The sequence below is a fragment of the Glutamicibacter sp. AGC46 genome, from assembly GCF_053543715.1.
Genome location: NZ_JBLVOJ010000005.1, coordinates 13,533 through 30,808, shown reverse-complemented (window position 1 = coordinate 30,808; position 17,276 = coordinate 13,533). Strand labels below are relative to the sequence as shown.

At 61.9% G+C, this 17,276-nt stretch carries 18 protein-coding genes; 13 read left to right on the top strand and 5 right to left on the bottom strand.

The window, feature by feature from the left end; translation table 11 throughout:
• Positions 1–47 precede the first annotated feature (47 nt).
• Together ACNPM8_RS01080 and ACNPM8_RS01075 are read right to left on the bottom strand one after the other, a co-directional pair.
• Positions 48–464, bottom strand: coding sequence for a CBS domain-containing protein (locus ACNPM8_RS01080; protein ID WP_105656079.1), 417 nt, complete (start codon positions 462–464; stop codon positions 48–50).
• Positions 465–528: 64 nt separating this feature from the next.
• On the bottom strand, positions 529–1,170 hold the full coding sequence (locus ACNPM8_RS01075) for a hypothetical protein (protein WP_448939058.1): 642 nt from the start codon (positions 1,168–1,170) through the stop codon (positions 529–531).
• On the opposite strand from ACNPM8_RS01075, the gene ACNPM8_RS01070 reads away from it, so the two are divergent.
• Both ACNPM8_RS01070 and ACNPM8_RS01065 read left to right on the top strand, forming a co-directional pair.
• Complete coding sequence (locus ACNPM8_RS01070; RefSeq protein ID WP_388023587.1) at positions 1,158–1,754, top strand: cysteine hydrolase family protein; 597 nt, start codon at positions 1,158–1,160, stop codon at positions 1,752–1,754. The genes ACNPM8_RS01075 and ACNPM8_RS01070 overlap by 13 nt on opposite strands.
• Positions 1,745–2,083, top strand: a complete 339-nt coding sequence (locus tag ACNPM8_RS01065) for a hypothetical protein (protein WP_448939057.1) — start codon at positions 1,745–1,747, stop codon at positions 2,081–2,083. Before ACNPM8_RS01070 ends, ACNPM8_RS01065 begins: the two co-directional genes overlap by 10 nt.
• Before the next feature lie 74 nt (positions 2,084–2,157).
• On the opposite strand, the gene ACNPM8_RS01060 is transcribed toward ACNPM8_RS01065, so the two are convergent.
• Together ACNPM8_RS01060 and ACNPM8_RS01055 are read right to left on the bottom strand one after the other, a co-directional pair.
• Positions 2,158–2,613, bottom strand: coding sequence for a DUF421 domain-containing protein (locus ACNPM8_RS01060; RefSeq protein ID WP_133834812.1), 456 nt, complete (start codon positions 2,611–2,613; stop codon positions 2,158–2,160).
• Positions 2,613–3,149, bottom strand: coding sequence for a hypothetical protein (locus ACNPM8_RS01055; protein WP_388023581.1), 537 nt, complete (start codon positions 3,147–3,149; stop codon positions 2,613–2,615). Before ACNPM8_RS01055 ends, ACNPM8_RS01060 begins: the two co-directional genes overlap by 1 nt.
• Before the next feature lie 190 nt (positions 3,150–3,339).
• Between ACNPM8_RS01055 and ACNPM8_RS01050 the strand changes: the two genes are divergently transcribed.
• From ACNPM8_RS01050 to ACNPM8_RS01005, 10 genes are all read left to right on the top strand, one after another.
• Complete coding sequence (locus ACNPM8_RS01050; protein ID WP_388023578.1) at positions 3,340–3,990, top strand: 4a-hydroxytetrahydrobiopterin dehydratase; 651 nt, start codon at positions 3,340–3,342, stop codon at positions 3,988–3,990.
• Positions 3,991–4,132: 142 nt separating this feature from the next.
• On the top strand, positions 4,133–5,371 hold the full coding sequence (locus tag ACNPM8_RS01045; RefSeq protein WP_448939056.1) for an amidohydrolase: 1,239 nt from the start codon (positions 4,133–4,135) through the stop codon (positions 5,369–5,371).
• 268 nt (positions 5,372–5,639) lie between these two features.
• The gene (locus ACNPM8_RS01040) at positions 5,640–7,373 is read left to right on the top strand and encodes an ABC transporter ATP-binding protein (RefSeq protein ID WP_448939055.1); all 1,734 of its coding nucleotides are present in this window, start codon (positions 5,640–5,642) and stop codon (positions 7,371–7,373) included.
• Positions 7,374–9,458: an ABC transporter ATP-binding protein gene (locus ACNPM8_RS01035; RefSeq protein ID WP_448939054.1), complete on the top strand. Its 2,085-nt coding sequence runs from the start codon at positions 7,374–7,376 to the stop codon at positions 9,456–9,458. It abuts the gene before it with no gap.
• Positions 9,459–9,617: 159 nt separating this feature from the next.
• Positions 9,618–9,755 carry a LysR family transcriptional regulator gene (locus tag ACNPM8_RS01030; protein WP_448939053.1) on the top strand — a complete coding sequence of 46 codons (138 nt, stop codon included), beginning with the start codon at positions 9,618–9,620 and terminating at the stop codon, positions 9,753–9,755.
• 27 nt (positions 9,756–9,782) lie between these two features.
• Positions 9,783–10,532, top strand: a complete 750-nt coding sequence (locus ACNPM8_RS01025; protein ID WP_448939132.1) for a LysR family transcriptional regulator substrate-binding protein — start codon at positions 9,783–9,785, stop codon at positions 10,530–10,532.
• 200 nt (positions 10,533–10,732) lie between these two features.
• Positions 10,733–11,791: an FUSC family protein gene (locus tag ACNPM8_RS01020; RefSeq protein WP_448939052.1), complete on the top strand. Its 1,059-nt coding sequence runs from the start codon at positions 10,733–10,735 to the stop codon at positions 11,789–11,791.
• Positions 11,792–11,949: 158 nt separating this feature from the next.
• A complete protein-coding gene (aqpZ, locus tag ACNPM8_RS01015; RefSeq protein ID WP_105656091.1) occupies positions 11,950–12,714 on the top strand; it encodes an aquaporin Z in 765 nt (254 codons plus the stop codon).
• A gap of 138 nt (positions 12,715–12,852) precedes the next feature.
• Positions 12,853–13,623 carry a CPBP family intramembrane glutamic endopeptidase gene (locus ACNPM8_RS01010; protein WP_448939051.1) on the top strand — a complete coding sequence of 257 codons (771 nt, stop codon included), beginning with the start codon at positions 12,853–12,855 and terminating at the stop codon, positions 13,621–13,623.
• 3 nt (positions 13,624–13,626) lie between these two features.
• Complete coding sequence (locus tag ACNPM8_RS01005) at positions 13,627–14,826, top strand: MFS transporter (protein ID WP_448939050.1); 1,200 nt, start codon at positions 13,627–13,629, stop codon at positions 14,824–14,826.
• A 41-nt stretch (positions 14,827–14,867) separates the two neighbouring features.
• On the opposite strand, the gene ACNPM8_RS01000 is transcribed toward ACNPM8_RS01005, so the two are convergent.
• Positions 14,868–15,701: a hydrolase gene (locus ACNPM8_RS01000; RefSeq protein WP_402741562.1), complete on the bottom strand. Its 834-nt coding sequence runs from the start codon at positions 15,699–15,701 to the stop codon at positions 14,868–14,870.
• A 152-nt stretch (positions 15,702–15,853) separates the two neighbouring features.
• On the opposite strand from ACNPM8_RS01000, the gene ACNPM8_RS00995 reads away from it, so the two are divergent.
• Positions 15,854–17,194 (top strand): MATE family efflux transporter, encoded by a 1,341-nt coding sequence (locus ACNPM8_RS00995; RefSeq protein WP_332489050.1) that lies wholly within the window; start codon positions 15,854–15,856, stop codon positions 17,192–17,194.
• Positions 17,195–17,276 lie beyond the last annotated feature (82 nt).

The window sequence follows — 17,276 nt, the reverse complement described above, 5'->3', positions numbered from 1 at the left end:
GGTTTCCCCGGAAGCTCTGCGTTGTGGTCCGGCTGGGCTGGGAGATCCTAGTCCTGGGAAATCCCTTCGACCAGGTTGCCGGTGCTCTGCTCGTCGTAGTAGCGGGCGACGTCTGCTTGGGCGAGCATGCCGACTAGCGAATGCCCGTCGATGACCGGAAGCCTGCGCACCTGGTGTTCCTGCATGGTGCGGATGGCTTCTTCGACCGAGTCGTCTGCTCCGATGGTGACCGGCTTGCCCTGGGCGTAATCGGCCACCTTGGTGCTGGAAGTCACGACGCCGTCAGCAACGCAGTTGATGACAATGTCGCGGTCGGTGATCGTGCCGGCCAGGCGGTTGTCCTTGCCGCAGATCGGCAGCATGCCGACCCCGAGGTCCTTCATCATCTGGGCGGCCACTTGAATCGAGTCCTGCTCCTTGACGCATTTTGCCGGGGAGGTCATCAGTTCCTTGGCTGCAACCATGGTCTTGCTCCTTTCGCGTGTTCCTGTGGGACGCTTTCCACGGTTCAGCATTGGAGTGCCCGAATCAACCGTTGCCAGCGTCCTTGCAGATGCGCACCGTCGACTCTGGCAACAGCTGATTAATCATGTACTTGTGCAGCCGATAGCTGGTAGTTGGTAGAGAACCGGGAAACGCAACGTGAGGAGAATGACCATGGGATTCATCGACAAAGCCAAAGATGCCATTTCGCATGCTGCCGACAGATTCAAGGATCCCGACAAGGACCTGGTTGAGAATCTCTGGCCGCTGGGGCAACCCGACGACGAGCACCTGCCAGCTGATTCCGGGGAAACCGCAGGAGAGGGCCAAGAGCAGCCCGGGAATCGAATGGCTTCTGTCCAAGGAGCCGATCCCGACCTCGACGATTCTCCGGATGACCAGTATGCCGAAGACGACGGGGATCGCTAGCCAGCGATAAACCCAGCCGAGTTCAGGAGGAAATCCATGCAGACCTGCGATATCTGCGGCAATGCAAGTGAAACGGTGTTCACGCTCAGCCGGAACGGGCGCTCTGGCCGCTTCGACAGTTTCGAATGCGCCATCCACGCCATGGCCGAAAGGTGCGCGCACTGCGGTTGCGCCATTCTGGGCCACGCTGTCCACGACGTCCAGAAGGCGTACTGCTGCCAGCACTGCGCCGAACACGCTGAGCCATGAGCGCGACAAGCGACTTCAGCCACCCTGCGCTGCTGCTCATTGACCTGCAAGAAGGATTCTTCGAGGATCCGGTTCTGGCACTGGCCCGCCAGGATCTGGCAGCCCGCTGCAACCAGCTGGCCGTGGCGGCGAGAGCGTCCGGATACCCGGTGATCAGCGTGCGCACCGTGCACAAGGAAGATAAATCCACATGGACGCTGAAGATGCTCGAAGACGACCAGGGCTACCTGTTCGAAGGAACGGGGCAGGCCGCGTATCTGGCGGAGTTGGAACTGGACGGGGCCATCGAGGTGGTCAAGCGCAGGGACAGCGCTTTCTGGAATACGGCGCTCAAGGACCTGCTGCTGCAGCACCGCGCCAGTTCGCTGGTGATCGCCGGGGTCTCCTCCGAGACGTGCATCTCCGCCACAGCGGCCGATGCCTTCGCTGCGAACTTGCCGGTGGCGGTGGCCACCGACGCCACAGCATCGGCCGACCCGGATTTCGAAGGGACTACCTTGGAATTCATGCGCAAACAGCATCGGCAGAAGCTGAAGACCACCTCGGAAATCATTACCGATTGGAAACACGAGAAGGAGCTGGAATGTCACTGAATAATTCTGAATTCGACGACGTGCGCAAGGACTCGGACACGGACGAGCCGTTGGATGGGCGCGATAGCCAGCCGGCGGCTGGCTCATCGGATGCACCCCAGGCCCAGGACGCCGAGGATCCATTGCGCGGAGCAGACCGGGTGCTGGAGCAAAACGACGGCGATCCCTTGGCGCTCAATCCCGAAACGCTGCTACCCGAACCGATTGACGGGCAGCGTCCGGTCGACGATACGCTGCTGGACTACCCCGCCCAGGATGACGAGCAAGGCCTGGACGCCGAGCGAACCGCCAACCTGCCGGACCAGCGCGAAACACCCGATCAGCAGTAGCGCGCCGGCGGGCTGAGAACCGCATAAGGGGCATCCCGTGCAGGGATGCCCCTTCTTCCAATTGCATTAAATGGTCACGGACGGGATTCGGCTTCCTGGGTGAAGAAGGAAATCTTGCCGCTGGCTTCCAGGATCGCCAGCCGGATGCTGCTGTAGTTCTCGATGCCTGCTTGGCGGGCGAGCATGCTCAATTCGTCCAGCCCAATGCGCTCGTTGTGCAGGGCCTTGCGGTCCAGGACCCCGTCGCGGATCAGCACAATCGGGCGGCCCTGCATCAGCTTGCCCAGCTTGGGCCAGCGCATGTTGGCGAAGTTCAGTGCAGCGGCCAGGACCACCATGGTGAATACTGCCAGCAAGCTGCCGGTGAGCGAACGGTCCTCCATGGTGATCCCTTGCTGCACCAGGTCGCCCAGGACGACGAACAGCACCAGCTCGAAGGAACTGAGCTCGCCCAGGGTCGATCTGCCGGCGGCGCGCGTAACCAGCCACAGGATGATGAAGGCGGTGGCTGCGCGGATGACTATTTCCATCAGGGGATCCTCCAAGTTCTGATCTTCATGTCCGTGCTTTCGCCGTTGACCGTAATTCCGAGCACGCCCTTGGCGCTCGGCGACCATTCGTCCGAAGCCCGGCCCGTGAGGGTGGCCACCATCTGCCGCGACCCCGGTGCCGGGGCGACCTCGAATTCAATGGTTCCATCAGCTCGGCTCGACTCGGACTCGGGTTCGGGAAAGGCCGAGAAGTCCTCGAAGAGCATGAGATAGTCCTCGCTCAGGTCCAGCGTGATGGTCTCGGGCAAGGGGTTGGCAGAGGTGATCTCAACCCTCAGCTGGATTTCATTGCCGGCACGGACCACCGCGGGATACTGCAGTTGGACCGCGAAGCCGGCGGCCTGTTGTTCCATGCTCTTCTTCTGGTCGAATGCGCCGAGCAGAGCCGCCAGCACGAAGGCTGCAATCACGAGCAGAGTGGCGAGGCTCAGCAGCCGGCGTCTGCGATTGCTGTCCTCCGAGGTGATGTCATCCAGCGTCGAGTCGTCGATCTTGGCCTGGAAGATGTTCAGCATGGCATTCTGCCCTCCTTGCGCTATTCCTATCGAGGCTAAGCCGATTCGCCCGCGCCAGGACCAGCCGAGTTCCGGTTCACAGGCGGCATCCAGTTCGCAGCGGCTGGCGCTGGCGCCAACCTGTGCATTGCGGCCGACCGCTTGAGCCGGCCCGGAAGTGGTGCCACAGTTGCACCAAAAGGAGGAGAACATGACCGTAAACGACCGCATTGAAAGCACCGAATTGGCCTCCCGGCTGGAGACTCTGCCGCAGTGGCGCAAGCTGGCCGGCAAGCTCTGCACCGTGTATGAGGCCAAGAGCTCGGCAGAGGCCATCGAATTGTTCAGCGACATCGCTGGCGCAGCGCAGATGGCCAACCACCATCCGGATGTGGACTGGCGCTACAACCTCTTGTTCGTTTCGACAGTGTCCCACGACGCCGGTGGCGACATCACCGAAAGGGACCTCGCGCTGGCCTCGGAAATCTCGCAGCGGGCCGCCGCCTTGCATGCCAAAGCGCGACTGGATTTGATCAAGGTGGTGGAAATCGGCATCGACACCGACGACGCCCAAGCCATATCCGGACAGTGGGCCGCTGGCCTGGGCTACCGCGAGCAGCCCGACGGCAGCCTTGCCGATCCAGCGGGCAGGTTGCCGGGCATCTGGTTCCAGGAAACACCGGTCCCGAACCCAAACCGCCTGCATCTGGATGTGTGGGTCCCATTCTCCGAAAGCGAGCCGGTCCTCGAGGCGCTGGGCAGCGAAAGCGCCGGCCTCGATGCCCAGTATGCGCCGAGCTTCACCGTGGCCACGGACCGGCAGGGCAACAGGTTCTGCATCTGCACCGAACGGGACCGCTAGCGGCACCAGCGCTCGCCGGATCTGGCTCCCGTTGCAATCGGCCGGATTCTGGACTGTCCTGCCGGCCAGGGGATAGATTGAAAACGAATTAGCCAGCGGGACCCTGGGGCTCAGCGCAGCTGGGCGCGATGGAAGGAACCCGATGGGCACTGCACAGGAAATCACCGCCTCGATCTTGGAGCAGCTGCCCTGGCAGGAGGAGCTCTACAAGCATTTCCACCGGCATCCGGAGCTGGGCCTGGCCGAGCACGAGACCTCGGCGCGAATCTGCGAGGAACTCGAGGATCTGGGCTATGAAACCTGCCTGATCGGAGGCACCGGAATCGTCGGGGTCCTGCGCAATGGCGACGGGCCGGCGGTACTGGCCCGGGCCGACATGGATGCCCTGCCGGTCGCCGAGGACACCGGGCTGGAATATTCCTCCACGGTCCCGGGTGCCATGCACGCCTGCGGCCATGACATGCATATGGCCACCCTGCTCGGCGCCGCCAAGTTCCTGGCCGGGAACCAGAAGAGCTGGTTCGGCACCTATCTGGCGTTGTTCCAGCCAGCCGAGGAAACCGCCGCAGGGGCCAAGGCCATGGTGGCCGATGGGCTGGTGGAGAGGATACCGAAGCCCGATGTGGCGCTGGCCCAGCACGTGATGCCTGTCGAAGCCGGGAAAATCGGCACCACCGCGGGACCGATCCTTTCCGCCGGCGACAGCCTGCGCATCACCGTCTACGGGCGCGGTGCCCACGGCTCGATGCCGCATAATTCGGTGGACCCGGTAGTCCTGGCCTCGTCCATCGTGCTCAAGCTGCAGACCATTGTTTCGCGTGAAACCCGGCCCGGGCAGTTCGCCGTATTGACGGTCGGCGCGTTGAATGCCGGCAGTGCCGCGAACATCATCCCGGACCGGGCCCAGCTGCTGCTGAATATCCGCACCTATGATCTCCAGCTGCGCCAGCGCGTCATCGACTCCATCGAACGCATCGTGCGTGGCGAATGCGCCGCGGCCGGCTCGCCCAAGCAACCGGACTTCGAGTTCTACGACCAGTTCCCGCTGACCAGCAATGACGCGGCGGCCAACGAGAAGGTCACCAAGGCCTTTGAAGAGCATTTCGCCGACGGGCAGGTCTACCAGGCTGACCCGGCCACCGCCTCGGAAGACTTCAGCACCATTCCCGATGCCTTCGGGATCCCGTACGTCTACTGGACCGTGGGCTGCGCCGATCCGGACGCCTACCGGGCGGCGGTCGCCGAGGGCACCGTTGCCTCGAAGATCCCGGCGAACCACTCGCCATTCTTCGCCCCGGTGATCTATCCGACCCTGGAAACCGGAACCCGCGCCCAGGTGGTGGCCGCCTTGGCCTATCTGGGCCACGGGGCACCGGACTAGGCAGTACGGTGATGTCCGCCGCAAGAGGAGCTGGCGGCAAGTAACCGGCACCTGTCCTGCCGGTAAATACACGGTTTATGATTAACGCCACCATGCCCGGGATCCTGTGGGGATGCGGGCGCCTGCCAGTGATTGATAAAAATCAATCGCAAGGATGATTCAAAGTGTCCAAGGCGAGCGCTAGACTGGCAATCGCTCTTCAATCACGCTGCCCTTAATCCGAAGGTCCAGCATGCCGGAGAGCTTGATGCCAGCGAGGATTTTCCACATGCTTCTCAAGCTCATCTTGAAACACTCCAAGCCGTACACGGGGTGGATCATTGCCGTAGTCATTTTGCAGCTGGCCACCACCGTGGCCACTCTTTATCTCCCTAGCCTGAACGCCAGGATCATCGACGTCGGCGTGGTCAAAGCCGATATCGACTACATCTGGCGTACCGGCGGACTGATGCTGGTGGTGGCCCTCATCCAGGTAGCCACCGCGGTGGCCGCCGTCTATTTCGGGGCCAAGACCTCCATGAGCGTGGGCCGCGACATCCGCCAGTCGGTCTTCGAGAAGGTCTCGACCTTCTCGGCACAGGACGTCAACAAATTCGGCGCCGCCACCTTGATCACCCGCGGCACCAACGACGTGCAGCAGATCCAGATGCTCACCTTGATGGCGTTGAACTTCATGATCACCGCGCCGATCATGTCCATCGGCGGCGTGATCATGGCGATCCGCGAAGATCCCGGACTGTCCTGGCTCGTTTGGGTTTCGGTACCGCTGGTGCTCATAGTCGTGGGCCTGCTGGTCATCAAGCTCATGCCGCTGTTCCGCGATATGCAGACCCGCATCGACGGGATCAACGGCGTGCTGCGCGAGCAGATCACCGGCATCCGCGTGGTGCGCGCCTTTGTGCGCGAAGAGCATGAGACGCAGCGCTATGCAGACGCCAACCAGAAGCTGACCGACCTCGGTGTCAAGGTCGGCAACCTGTTCGTGCTGATGTTCCCGGCGATCACCATGATCCTGCACCTGTCCACCGCCGCCGTGCTGTGGTTCGGCGGGCACCGGGTGGATAACAACCAGGTGGAGGTCGGCGCGCTGACCGCCTTCCTGCAGTACCTGCTGCAGATCCTGATGGCGGTCATGATGGGTACCTTCATGGCCATGATGATTCCCCGTGCCATGGTTTCGGCCGACCGCATCTCCGAGGTGCTGGACAGCGAGCCGAGCATGCTCGACGCCGCCGAACGGCAGCTCGCGCTGCCCACCCCGGGCACCGTGGAATTCAAGAACGTCAGTTTCGGATACCCCGGCGCCGAGGCGCCGGTGCTCAACGATATCTCCTTCACCGCCAAGCCGGGGCAGACCACTGCCATCATCGGCTCCACCGGTGCCGGCAAGAGCACTTTGCTGAACCTGATCCCGCGGCTCTACGACGCCACCGAAGGCGAGATCCTGATCGGCGGGGTGCCGCTGAGGGAACTGGGACGCGACACCATTTCGCGGAACATCTCCGCGGTGCCGCAGCGCCCCTACCTGTTCTCCGGGACCATCGCCAGCAACCTGCGCTTCGGCGCCCAGGACGCTACCGAAGATGACCTGTGGGATGCGCTGAGAGTGGCCCAGGCCGACGGTTTCGTCGCCGAACGCGAAGGCCAGCTGGATTCGAAGATCTCCCAGGGCGGCACCAACGTTTCCGGTGGCCAGCGCCAGCGCCTGTGCATTGCCCGGGCCCTGGCCGCGAAGCCGAGCACCTACCTGTTCGATGATTCGTTCTCGGCACTGGATGTGAACACCGATGCCAGGCTGCGTGCGGCCCTGGCCGAACCGACCAAGGACGCCGCGGTGATCATCGTGGCCCAGCGCGTATCGACCATTACCGGTGCGGACCAGATCCTGGTCCTGGACCATGGCGAAATCGTGGCCCGGGGTACCCACGAGCAACTGCTCGAAACCTCGGAAACCTATCAGGAAATCGTGGCATCCCAGCTGAGCGTGGAGGAGGTGGCCTAAATGGCGAAGAAGCAGAAGAATATCGATCCGGAACAGCTCGAAAGCGAGCTTGCGGACGTCAATGAATTCGATGCCGCGGCGGGAGCCGACGACTGGAGCGGTGGCGCCCCGGTACGCAAGGCCGAGCATTTCTGGCCATCGGCCAAGCGCCTGGTCGGGCTGATGTCCCCGTACAAGCTGGGCATGGTCCTGGTGTTCGCGCTGATCACCGTGTACGTGGTGCTCTCGGTGATCGCACCGCGGATCCTGGGCAAGGCCATGGACGTGATCTTCGCCGGGCTGATCGGCAAGAACATCCCGGCCGGCACGCCCGCGGAGCTGGTGATCCAGCAGCTGCGCGACTCCGGGCAGGGAACCCAGGCCGACATGCTCTCCAAGGTGGACTTCGTCCCCGGGCAGGGCATCGACTTCACCCAGCTTTCGCAGTACATCCTGATCGTGCTCTCCATGTACTTCGTCGCTTCGCTCTTCTCGTGGGCCTCGGGCTGGCTGCTGAACAAGCTGGTCATGCGCGTGGTCTACAACCTGCGCAAGGACGTCGAGGACAAGATCAACAAGCTGCCGCTGAACTACTTCGACACGCGCCAGCGCGGCGATCTGCTCTCGCGCGTGACCAACGACGTGGACAACATCCAGAATGCGCTGCAGCAGGCGCTGAGCCAGCTGGTCTCCTCGGCCATGACCGTTATCGGCATCGTGATCATGATGTTCGTGGTCTCCTGGCAGATGGCGCTGATCGCGCTGGTGGCCCTGCCGCTTTCGGCAGCTGCCGCGGGCATTATCGGCACCCGGGCGCAGAAGCTGTTCACCGCGCAGTGGAAGAACACCGGGGCGCTGAACGGGCAGATCGAGGAATCCTTCTCCGGCCACGAGCTGATGAAGGTCTTCGGCCGCGAAGCGGACATGGTGGACCGCTTCACCGCGCGCAACGAGGAACTGTACAAGGCCAGCTTCGGCGCCCAGTTCGTCTCGGGCATGATCATGCCGGTGATGAACTTCGTGTCCTACCTGGCCTACGTGGGCATCGCCGTGGTGGGCGGGCTGCGCGTGGCTTCGGGCACGATGAGCCTGGGCGACGCGACCGCGTTCATCCAGTACAGCCGCGAGTTCACCCAGCCGCTGGGCCAGATTGCCGGCGTGGCGAACATGCTGCAGTCCGGCGTGGCTTCGGCTGAACGCACCTTCGAGCTGCTGGACGCCGAGGAACAGGAACCGGATCACGCGCAGGACAGCCTTCCTGCCCGTGCCGACGGGCATGTCTCCTTCAAGAACGTGTCCTTCTCCTACTCCCCGGACAAGCCGCTGATTGAGGACCTGTCCTTCGACGCGGATCCGGGGCACACGGTGGCGATTGTCGGCCCGACCGGCGCGGGCAAGACCACGCTGGTGAACCTGGTGATGCGCTTCTACGAGCTGAATTCCGGGAAGATCATGCTCGATAACCGCGATATCACCGATCTTTCCCGCGCTGATCTGCGCTCGAAGGTGGGCATGGTGCTGCAGGACGCATGGCTCTTCGGCGGAAGCATCATGGAGAACATCCGCTATGGCCGGCTGGATGCGACCGATGAGGAAGTGATCGCGGCCGCGAAGGCGACCTTCGTGGACCGTTTCGTGCGCGCGCTGCCCGATGGCTACGACACCATCATCGACGAGGAAGGCACCAACGTGTCGGCCGGCGAGAAGCAGCTGATCACCATCGCCCGCGCGTTCGTGGCCAACCCGTCGCTGCTGATCCTGGACGAGGCGACCAGCTCGGTGGATACCCGTACCGAATTGCTGGTGCAGCAGGCGATGGCTGCGCTGCGCAGCGACCGCACCAGCTTCGTGATTGCCCACCGGCTGTCCACGATCCGCGACGCGGACACCATCTTGGTGATGGAGTCCGGCCGGATCGTGGAGCAGGGCAACCACGAGCACCTGCTGGGGACCCAGGGCGCCTACTACCGGCTGTACCAGTCGCAGTTCGCCGGCCCGGCCGAGGATGTGGATGCGAATCCGGATACGGCTGCGGTGCTCGCGGTAGCGGCCGGAGCCACGGTGGCCAGTGACATGGCACCGGAAGCAAAGGAAGAAACCGAGTAGGACCTTGAGTCGCGAAGACCCCGGCATCTGGCAGATTTTCACTGCCGGTGCCGGGGTCTTTTTTGCATTGCCAGGCCTGCTTCTGATCGAACCGCTGCGGCACGCCCCCAGGCCATCGATAGCACTTGTTCCTGCAGGAAATGATGCAATATGAACATGATGCTTAGACAGTTGGAATATCTGGTGGCACTGGCCAATGAGGGACATTTTGCCCGGGCAGCTGAAGAATGCTCGGTCTCCCAGCCAGCATTATCAGAGGGCATTCGGAAACTCGAAAAGGAACTGGGCGCGCCATAGGTCCGCCGGGGCCATGCCTTCCAAGGGCTGACCGTTGAAGGCGAGACGGTTCTCAAATGGGCTCGGAAAATCCTGAACGACCATGCCTCGCTGAGACAGGAAATCTCCCATTACGAGAATGGCCTGAATGGAACACTTCGATTGGGAACGGTTCCTGCTGCCTCTTCAACTGTTGCAGCCCTCACCGACAAGTTTGCCCGTGCGCATCCGCAAGTGGGCATCAACGTCCAGGCGAGTCTCCATTCGGCGGACATCGTCCGTCAGATCAGGAACTACGAGCTTGACGCGGGCCTTATCTACGCGGAGCCGCAGGACCTAGCTGGACTGCTGGTCTATTCGCTCTATGCCGAGGAACATGTGCTGCTCACTGCGCCGGGGATGCTCCCCGAGGGCGCAACGACGGCTTGGGCGACGGCGTTGGAGTTGCCCTTATGCCTCCTCGACTCATCTCTTCGAGGGCGCCAGGTCCTCGACCAGACGCTCAGCCGGCACGATCTGGTAGTCTCGCCGCGAATCGAATGCGACTCGATAGTCACGTTGCTCGCGCATGTGTCCACCGGGAACTGGGCCAGCATAGTTCCGCGCCAGTGGTTGCCACCCTTGGGAGCTCTGCCTGGTATTGAGCTTTACAGGCTGGATGATCCGCAAGTTACCTCGCAAATTTCTCTTGTAATGGAAGACAGCAGTCCATTAACCCTGATGTCGCAGGCGCTCGAAAAGATAATTTCTAGCACGTTCCCTGCGGTCGATATGCATCTCAGCAGGAATCATAAGTAGCACTTACTGAATCATCGGATCTAATTATTGGATCTGATCAATGGTAATCCCTGAACCTAGAACCAGACCCCAAGTCGCTTAGGAATTGGGCCGTGCAACTGGGAGCGGAGAGAACAGTGGAACCTGACCATCTTGAGGCACCATGGGATCCGAGGGATGCAGGCAATCAGATAATTGCCAGGACGACTCGGGATTCCATGATGACGGCAGGCAGAGCAGCTCCGGTCTCCACAGTCATTGGTAAGTTCAAATTCACGCGCGGTTCGCTCGTGAATTGGCAGCTCTTCGCCATTTCGCACAGCCCAGAGATCCGCCCGGCCCTGCGCGTAGGCCTCGGATTGGGACTTCCGGGGATTGCACTGCTGCTGATTGGCAGAACGGACCTCCTTGCCTACGCTGTTTTCGGCTCCATTGTCGGGATGTACGGCCGAAATCCGCATCGCTCGCAGCGACTGAAGGACCAGGTGCTCGGAGCTGCACTGATGCTGTGTGCGGGAATTTGCGGGATCGCCATGGCCCCCTTGGGTATGCGCGGGTGGACGCTGCTTGCCGGAGGAATGTTCTGGGCGGCCTTCAGCTCATTGATCGCTGATCGATATGGGCTCAAGCCCGGCGGTGCCTTCTTTCCGCTCTTTGCGTTTGGTGCGTTGGGAACTTTGCCGGTGGGGGAACTTCCCGCCCTTGATGGCCTGGCCGCGTTCGTCGCCACCGCTCTGTTCAGCATCCTGCTCGGCCAAGCCGCACGCTTCGGACGAGTGGAAGAGTGCGGCTCGGAAGGCCTCGCGATTCCATGGCCCCGCATCCTGCGCAGGGCATGCACCTACCTGATAGTTGTCTTCCTAGCTGGAGCTGTCGGGATTACTCTGCAGGTCGAGCATCTCCAATGGACCATGGCCGGGGCGGCCGTTCCGCTTGCCGTCGGCAATGCCCGGGGACGGTTGCGACGTGGGGCTCACCGCATCGGGGGAACCCTGGCCGGTATAGGCGTGTTGTTTGGGATCACGGCCCTGACTCCCGGCGAACTGATGATCGGCTGCTGCATCATCTTGCTGATGTTCCCAACCGAGGCCTATATGGTCCGGAACTACGGCCTTGCCCTCAGCTTTTTCACGCCGCTGATTATCCTGATGCTTCAGCTGGCTAATCCGAAGAGCGGATCCCAGATGGTGTGGGACTGCGCTATGGGAAATCTTCTCGGTGTCGTTGTCGGCATTGCGGCCGCTTCAATTTTCGAACGGCAGCCCCGAACCACGATCTAGAAACTCCGCAACTGCGGCGCGGCAGATCAGAAGCATGAACCCAGAAGAAAAATAAGACGAACGAGATCTATTAAGTAGCCGCAGGCCTACCGCAGCCCCATCGGCAGGACATAAGCTGGCCTTGAACTCGCATAATTCATCGAGGATAAGGAAAAAGCATGTCAGATGCAGCTGTGCCAACTGTTGGCGCAAAACTATCGGCAGAATTCTTGGGCACATTCGTGCTGGTCTTCGGTGGCTGTGGTTCAGCGATCTTCGCAGCCAAGGTCATCGCAGATGAAACCGTGAACATGGGCATCGGATTCCTGGGCGTAGCTCTGGCTTTCGGTTTCACTGTGCTGATCATGGCGTACGCAGTAGGGCATATCTCCGGCGGCCATTTCAACCCTGCCGTCACCCTGGGCACGGCCTTTGCCGGGCGCACCCCGTGGAAGGATGTCCTCCCGTACATCGTCACGCAGATCGTCGCTGCTTCGGTGGCGGGTGCCGTGCTGTTCTGGATCGCTTCGGGCAAGGACGGATTCAACGCAGTCGAATCCGGTTTCGCTTCCAATGGCTATGGGGAGCGATCGCCAGATGGCTATTCGCTGGTTGCGGCACTGGTCGCAGAGATCGTTTTGACTGCGATCTTCCTGTACGTGATCCTCGGCTCCACCGACAAGCGCGCGCCGCAGGGTTTCGCGCCGATCGCTATCGGCCTGTCATTGACCCTGATCCACCTGGTGTCCATTCCCATCACCAATACCTCGGTCAACCCGGCACGTTCCCTGGGCGTCGCATGGTTCGCCGGCCCGGAAGCCTTGGGCCAGGTATGGCTGTTTATCCTGGCACCGGTTATCGGTGCGGCCATTGCCGGTGTCAGCTACAAGGTGCTCTTCCCGGCCTTCGTGGACAAGGGTCGCGAAGGTTTCGACAAGAACTAGCAGATGATGGGAGCTCGCGGTTACCGCAGCTCGCTGAACCCAGTCCAGCAGACTTCGACGTCGGCTGGACTGGGTTCGTCCTTTCACGTGGAACGATGAACTTGGGAAATCCACATGGAAGGCGATTAGGCTTGTCATATGCAACAACGGCCAGAGTACATGAACCCCTATTCGGCTCCGCGGCCCAAGCAACGCGTCTTCAACGCCGGGCAATTCACCAAGGGCGACTTCTGGACAGTTCTTGCCTACCTCGTCTTCTTTGTCGGGGGCGCAGCAGGCCTCATCGGCTTGATCCCTGGCTACATGGGCGCCTTCTCCACCCAGGAACAGGCGCTGTTCGGGATCAACCTGATCCTGTATGTCACCTTCTTCATTCTCGCGATGATCCAGTGCGGTCCGCAGTTCTTCGAGTCGTTCAAGACCATGCGCTACCACCCCTGGGCCAAATGGCTGATGCTGCCCGGTGGCTGGTTCCTGACCATCATGGCCAACGGAATCATCGCCGCATTGACGGGCCAAGCGGCCACCAGCGAGAACCAGGCGGCCCTGGAATCCATGGCCGGAACGGTGCCGCTGCCGGTCATGCTGGTCGTCACTGCGCTCTTCGGCCCATTCGTCGAGGAATACCTGTTCCGCCATCTGCTCATCGGCAAGCTTTCACGCAAGCTCAACGTCTGGCTTTGCGCACTGATCTCCACGGTGCTGTTCGCCAGCATCCACTTCATTGGCGCGGGCATCGGCTCGTGGCTGGAGGTCGTGCCGTACTTCATGCTGGGCGTCATGATGGGTGTTGCCTACATCCTCAGCGGCAAGTCGCTGGCCTACTCCTACATGCTGCATGTCATTAACAATGCAGTGGCGCTGCTGGTGGTGTACCTGATCTACCCGCTGCTTCCTGCCGGAGCCTAGGCGGTGGCATTTACCGGGCTTGAACCCAACACCCCCGCCTATCGGGGCATGCTGCTGGCGCTTTTTGCCGGCGGCGTCGCCACGTTCTCCCAGCTCTATGCGGTGCAGGGGCTGCTGCCGGTCATCGCCGGCTATTTCCACATCACCTCTTCGCACACGGCACTTGCCGTTTCATCAGCGACCCTGGGGCTGGCGTTGGCCGTGACTCCATGGGCCATCATTTCCGACCGCGTCGGGCGCCGCAAGGTCATCAGCATCGCCCTGATCTCTTCGGTTGCCCTGGGACTGCTCAGCTGCCTGTCGCCAAGCTTCGAGTTCCTGGTGGCGATCCGGTTCTTCGAGGGAATTGCCTTGGCAGGTGTTCCCGGCTCTGCACTGGCCTTCCTCGTTGACGAGGTCAATCCGCGAGCCGTTGCCGTGGCCAGCGGCACCTATATCTCCGGCACCACCCTTGGCGGACTGGCCGGACGCTTGGTCGCCAGCTTTGTCGCAGACCCCGCCGGCTGGCGCTGGGGGATCGCGGCAGTGAGCATTATGGCCGGCTTGGCGACGCTCTTCTTCCTGTTCAAGGCGCCCAGCGCCCAGGGCTTCGACCCCATCCACGGCCAGAACCTGCGCAGCATCGCCAAGAAGTTCGCACATGCATTGCATGGGAAAATGGCACTGGTCTATGCCCAGGGATTCTTGCTCATGGGCGGATTCGTGGCCGTCTACAACTACCTGGCTTTCCGGCTGGAAGCACCGCCCTACCTGATTCCGGCTACGTGGGCGGCACTGGTCTTCCTGGCCTACCTCTCTGGAACCTACACCTCGGTGGCCAGCAGCAAACTCGTCGCCAAGGCCGGACGGCGAAATACCCTGCGCATCAGCATTCTCACCAGCGCCCTGGGCTTACTGCTGACCCTGGCCGGGAACCTGGTCGTGATCATCAGCGGGTTGCTGATCTTCACCGCTGGCTTCTTCGCGGCCCACGCGGTCGCCAGCGGGTGGGTGCCGGTGCTGGCCACCGGAGCCAGGGCGCAGGCCTCCAGCCTGTACAACTTGTTCTACTACGTGGGCTCATCACTGCTTGGCTGGCTCATCGGCATCCCCTTCATGCACTACGGCTGGGCCAGCGTCGTGCTCTGCGTTGGCGCGTTGCAGGTGGTTGCCCTGATCCTGGCTTCCTTGCTCTCCAAAAGGGACCCATCCCTTCGCGGATAATTCATATTCCGCATTCGGAATACTCAACTTTGCGCGGAATATCAGGTCAGATGGTCGAATTCTCCTGATACCCACCTGGCATAGCGTTCCGCAGAGAACTGGACCACCCGGTGGGCATCGGCCTGGATGCGGGCCGCGAAGTTGTTGTAGAGGCGGTCGAACTTCACCGGCTCCAGATCCTTGGCCATGCGCCGCACCACGGCAGCCGAGAGCGGGATGCGGTTGGGGTAGCTGCGCAAGAAGGTCGCATTGCCATCGGCCACGGGGAAAACCGCGTCGCCAGCCAGCAGGACTCCGCGGCCATCGGCCCCTGCTTCCCAAACAGCCGCAGTGCTGCCCGGGAAGTGGCCGCCGAGCTGCATCAGCCTGATCCCGGGCAGCACCTCAAAAGGCTGGGACCAGGTCCTGACGGCGGCTGAGGAATACTGGACCCACTGCGCATCTTTCTCGGCGACAAGGATCGGCGCATTACCCAGCGCCTGGCTGTATTGCTGCTGCACCCCGTACATGTGCGGATGGCTCGCCACAATGGCCGCCAGCTTTCCGCGGCTATCCAGCCAATCAATGATTTCTCCGGTAATCAGCCCGGGCACGTCGAAGAGCAGGTTGCCCGCGGTGGTCTCCACGAGCAAGGAGCTTTGGCCTATGCCGATTTCGGGAGAAGCAATCGCATTCAGTCCCGGCTCCAGCGAAGTGATCGTCAGCTGGTGGCCGGCTGCTGCCAGGTCTTCGGTGCGCACCCAACGCTGGATTCCGCCCGGAATGTACTGGCGTTCATCGGCGCAGATGGGGCAGGTGCCGGTGGGTTGCGGGCCAGGCGGGAACTCCACGGCGCAACCCGCGCATTGCCAATGGCCAATATGTTCTTGTCCCATGGGAAACCTGTTTTCTGGTGGCGGTGCTGGCTGTGCCCTGCTTGCTTCCAAACCTAGTACTCGCTCCGGACGCAGGAAAGAGGACTGCACCGGGAATCCTCCTGCGCGCAAGCAAATGGTGAAAGTCCACTCTGCTTCGTAGAGTTGAGGTTGTGAATCCTTCAACCCCCACCGAATCCCCGCGGAGCTTGGCCTGGCAGATCCTTGCCTTGGCCGTTCCCGCCTTGGGCGCTTTGATCGCCGAGCCGCTGTTCTTGATGGCCGATTCGGCCATCGTGGGCCACCTTGGCGTGGCCGAGCTGGCCGGCGCCGCACTGGGCACCACGGTGCTGCACACAGCGGTGGGGTTGATGATCTTCTTGGCCTATGCCACCACGCCAGCTGTAGCCAGAGCCCTGGGTGCTGGCAATCCCGGCAAGGCCATGGCGGCGGGCCGTGATGGCATGTGGTTTGCCGTAGTCCTCGGGGTGGTGCTGTCGCTGCTCGGATACTTCAGTGCCGATCGGCTTGTGGGCTTGATGGGCGGCGAAGGGGAAACCGCTGGATTCGCCGTCGATTACATCCGCTACTCGATGCCTGGCCTGACCGCGATGCTGCTGGTCCTGGCAGCCACCGGCGTGCTGCGTGGCATGCAGGACACGAAAACACCGTTGATCGTGGCCACCGCTGGCTTCGGATTGAATATCGTCCTGAACTTCGTGCTGGTCTACTGGGCCGATATGTCCGTAGCCGGTGCCGCGCTTGGCACATCGATCGCCCAGTGGATGATGGCGGTGGTGTATTTGTGGATGATCTTGCCAAGAATCCGCAAGCAAGGAATTTCCATGGCGCCGAGCTGGTCCGGGTTCATTTCCACCGGGCAAGTCGGTTCCTGGTTGATGCTGCGCAACCTGAGCATGCGCGCGGCGTTGCTCCTCACGGTTCTTGTCGCCACCAACGCCGGCACCCAGACACTGGCAGCGCACCAGCTGGTCTTCACGATCTTCAGTTTCCTGGCCTTTGCACTGGATGCGTTGGCTATTGCGGCCCAGGCCATGATTGGCCAGGAGCTGGGCCGCGGGGATGCAGAGCAGGTCCGCAAGCTCACCGGGATCATGAGCCGCTGGGGCATCTGCTTCGGCGTGGTAACCGGGATCCTGCTGCTTGCCACCTCGTGGGTCTTCCCGATGATCTTCACCCCGGATGAGCAGATCCGCCAGCTGACCACCGTTGGGCTGTGGGTGCTGGCATTGTCCCAGCCGTTGTGCGGTTTGGTGTTCGTGCTGGACGGCGTGCTCATCGGTGCGGGGGATGCCCGCTATCTCGGGTTGGTGGGCATAGCCAACCTTGTTCTCTACGTGCCGATGCTCTGGGCGGTTCAGGTCTTTGCCAAGGATTCCACGTCAGCGATTTTGTGGATCTGGGTTGCTTTCGCCATCGGCTACATGGCAGCTCGCGGCGTGAGCCTGTCCCTGCGTGCCAGGAACAGCGCTTGGATGCGGTTGGGCAGCTGAACCCAGGCCACCGGGCCGCTCGCCAGCGATTACCCTGGAGCTTCATCGCTTGGGCGGCAATCTCATGGGCGACCGCATGGGT

Coding starts and splice junctions, on each gene's coding strand:
- ACNPM8_RS01080 (WP_105656079.1), bottom strand. CDS start 464: ATGGTTGCAGCCAAGGAACTGATGACCTCCCCGGCAAAATGCGTCAAG.
- ACNPM8_RS01070 (WP_388023587.1), top strand. CDS start 1,158: ATGAGCGCGACAAGCGACTTCAGCCACCCTGCGCTGCTGCTCATTGAC.
- ACNPM8_RS01065 (WP_448939057.1), top strand. CDS start 1,745: ATGTCACTGAATAATTCTGAATTCGACGACGTGCGCAAGGACTCGGAC.
- ACNPM8_RS01060 (WP_133834812.1), bottom strand. CDS start 2,613: ATGGAAATAGTCATCCGCGCAGCCACCGCCTTCATCATCCTGTGGCTG.
- ACNPM8_RS01055 (WP_388023581.1), bottom strand. CDS start 3,149: ATGCTGAACATCTTCCAGGCCAAGATCGACGACTCGACGCTGGATGAC.
- ACNPM8_RS01050 (WP_388023578.1), top strand. CDS start 3,340: ATGACCGTAAACGACCGCATTGAAAGCACCGAATTGGCCTCCCGGCTG.
- ACNPM8_RS01045 (WP_448939056.1), top strand. CDS start 4,133: ATGGGCACTGCACAGGAAATCACCGCCTCGATCTTGGAGCAGCTGCCC.
- ACNPM8_RS01040 (WP_448939055.1), top strand. CDS start 5,640: ATGCTTCTCAAGCTCATCTTGAAACACTCCAAGCCGTACACGGGGTGG.
- ACNPM8_RS01035 (WP_448939054.1), top strand. CDS start 7,374: ATGGCGAAGAAGCAGAAGAATATCGATCCGGAACAGCTCGAAAGCGAG.
- ACNPM8_RS01030 (WP_448939053.1), top strand. CDS start 9,618: ATGCTTAGACAGTTGGAATATCTGGTGGCACTGGCCAATGAGGGACAT.
- ACNPM8_RS01020 (WP_448939052.1), top strand. CDS start 10,733: ATGACGGCAGGCAGAGCAGCTCCGGTCTCCACAGTCATTGGTAAGTTC.
- aqpZ (WP_105656091.1), top strand. CDS start 11,950: ATGTCAGATGCAGCTGTGCCAACTGTTGGCGCAAAACTATCGGCAGAA.
- ACNPM8_RS01010 (WP_448939051.1), top strand. CDS start 12,853: ATGCAACAACGGCCAGAGTACATGAACCCCTATTCGGCTCCGCGGCCC.
- ACNPM8_RS01000 (WP_402741562.1), bottom strand. CDS start 15,701: ATGGGACAAGAACATATTGGCCATTGGCAATGCGCGGGTTGCGCCGTG.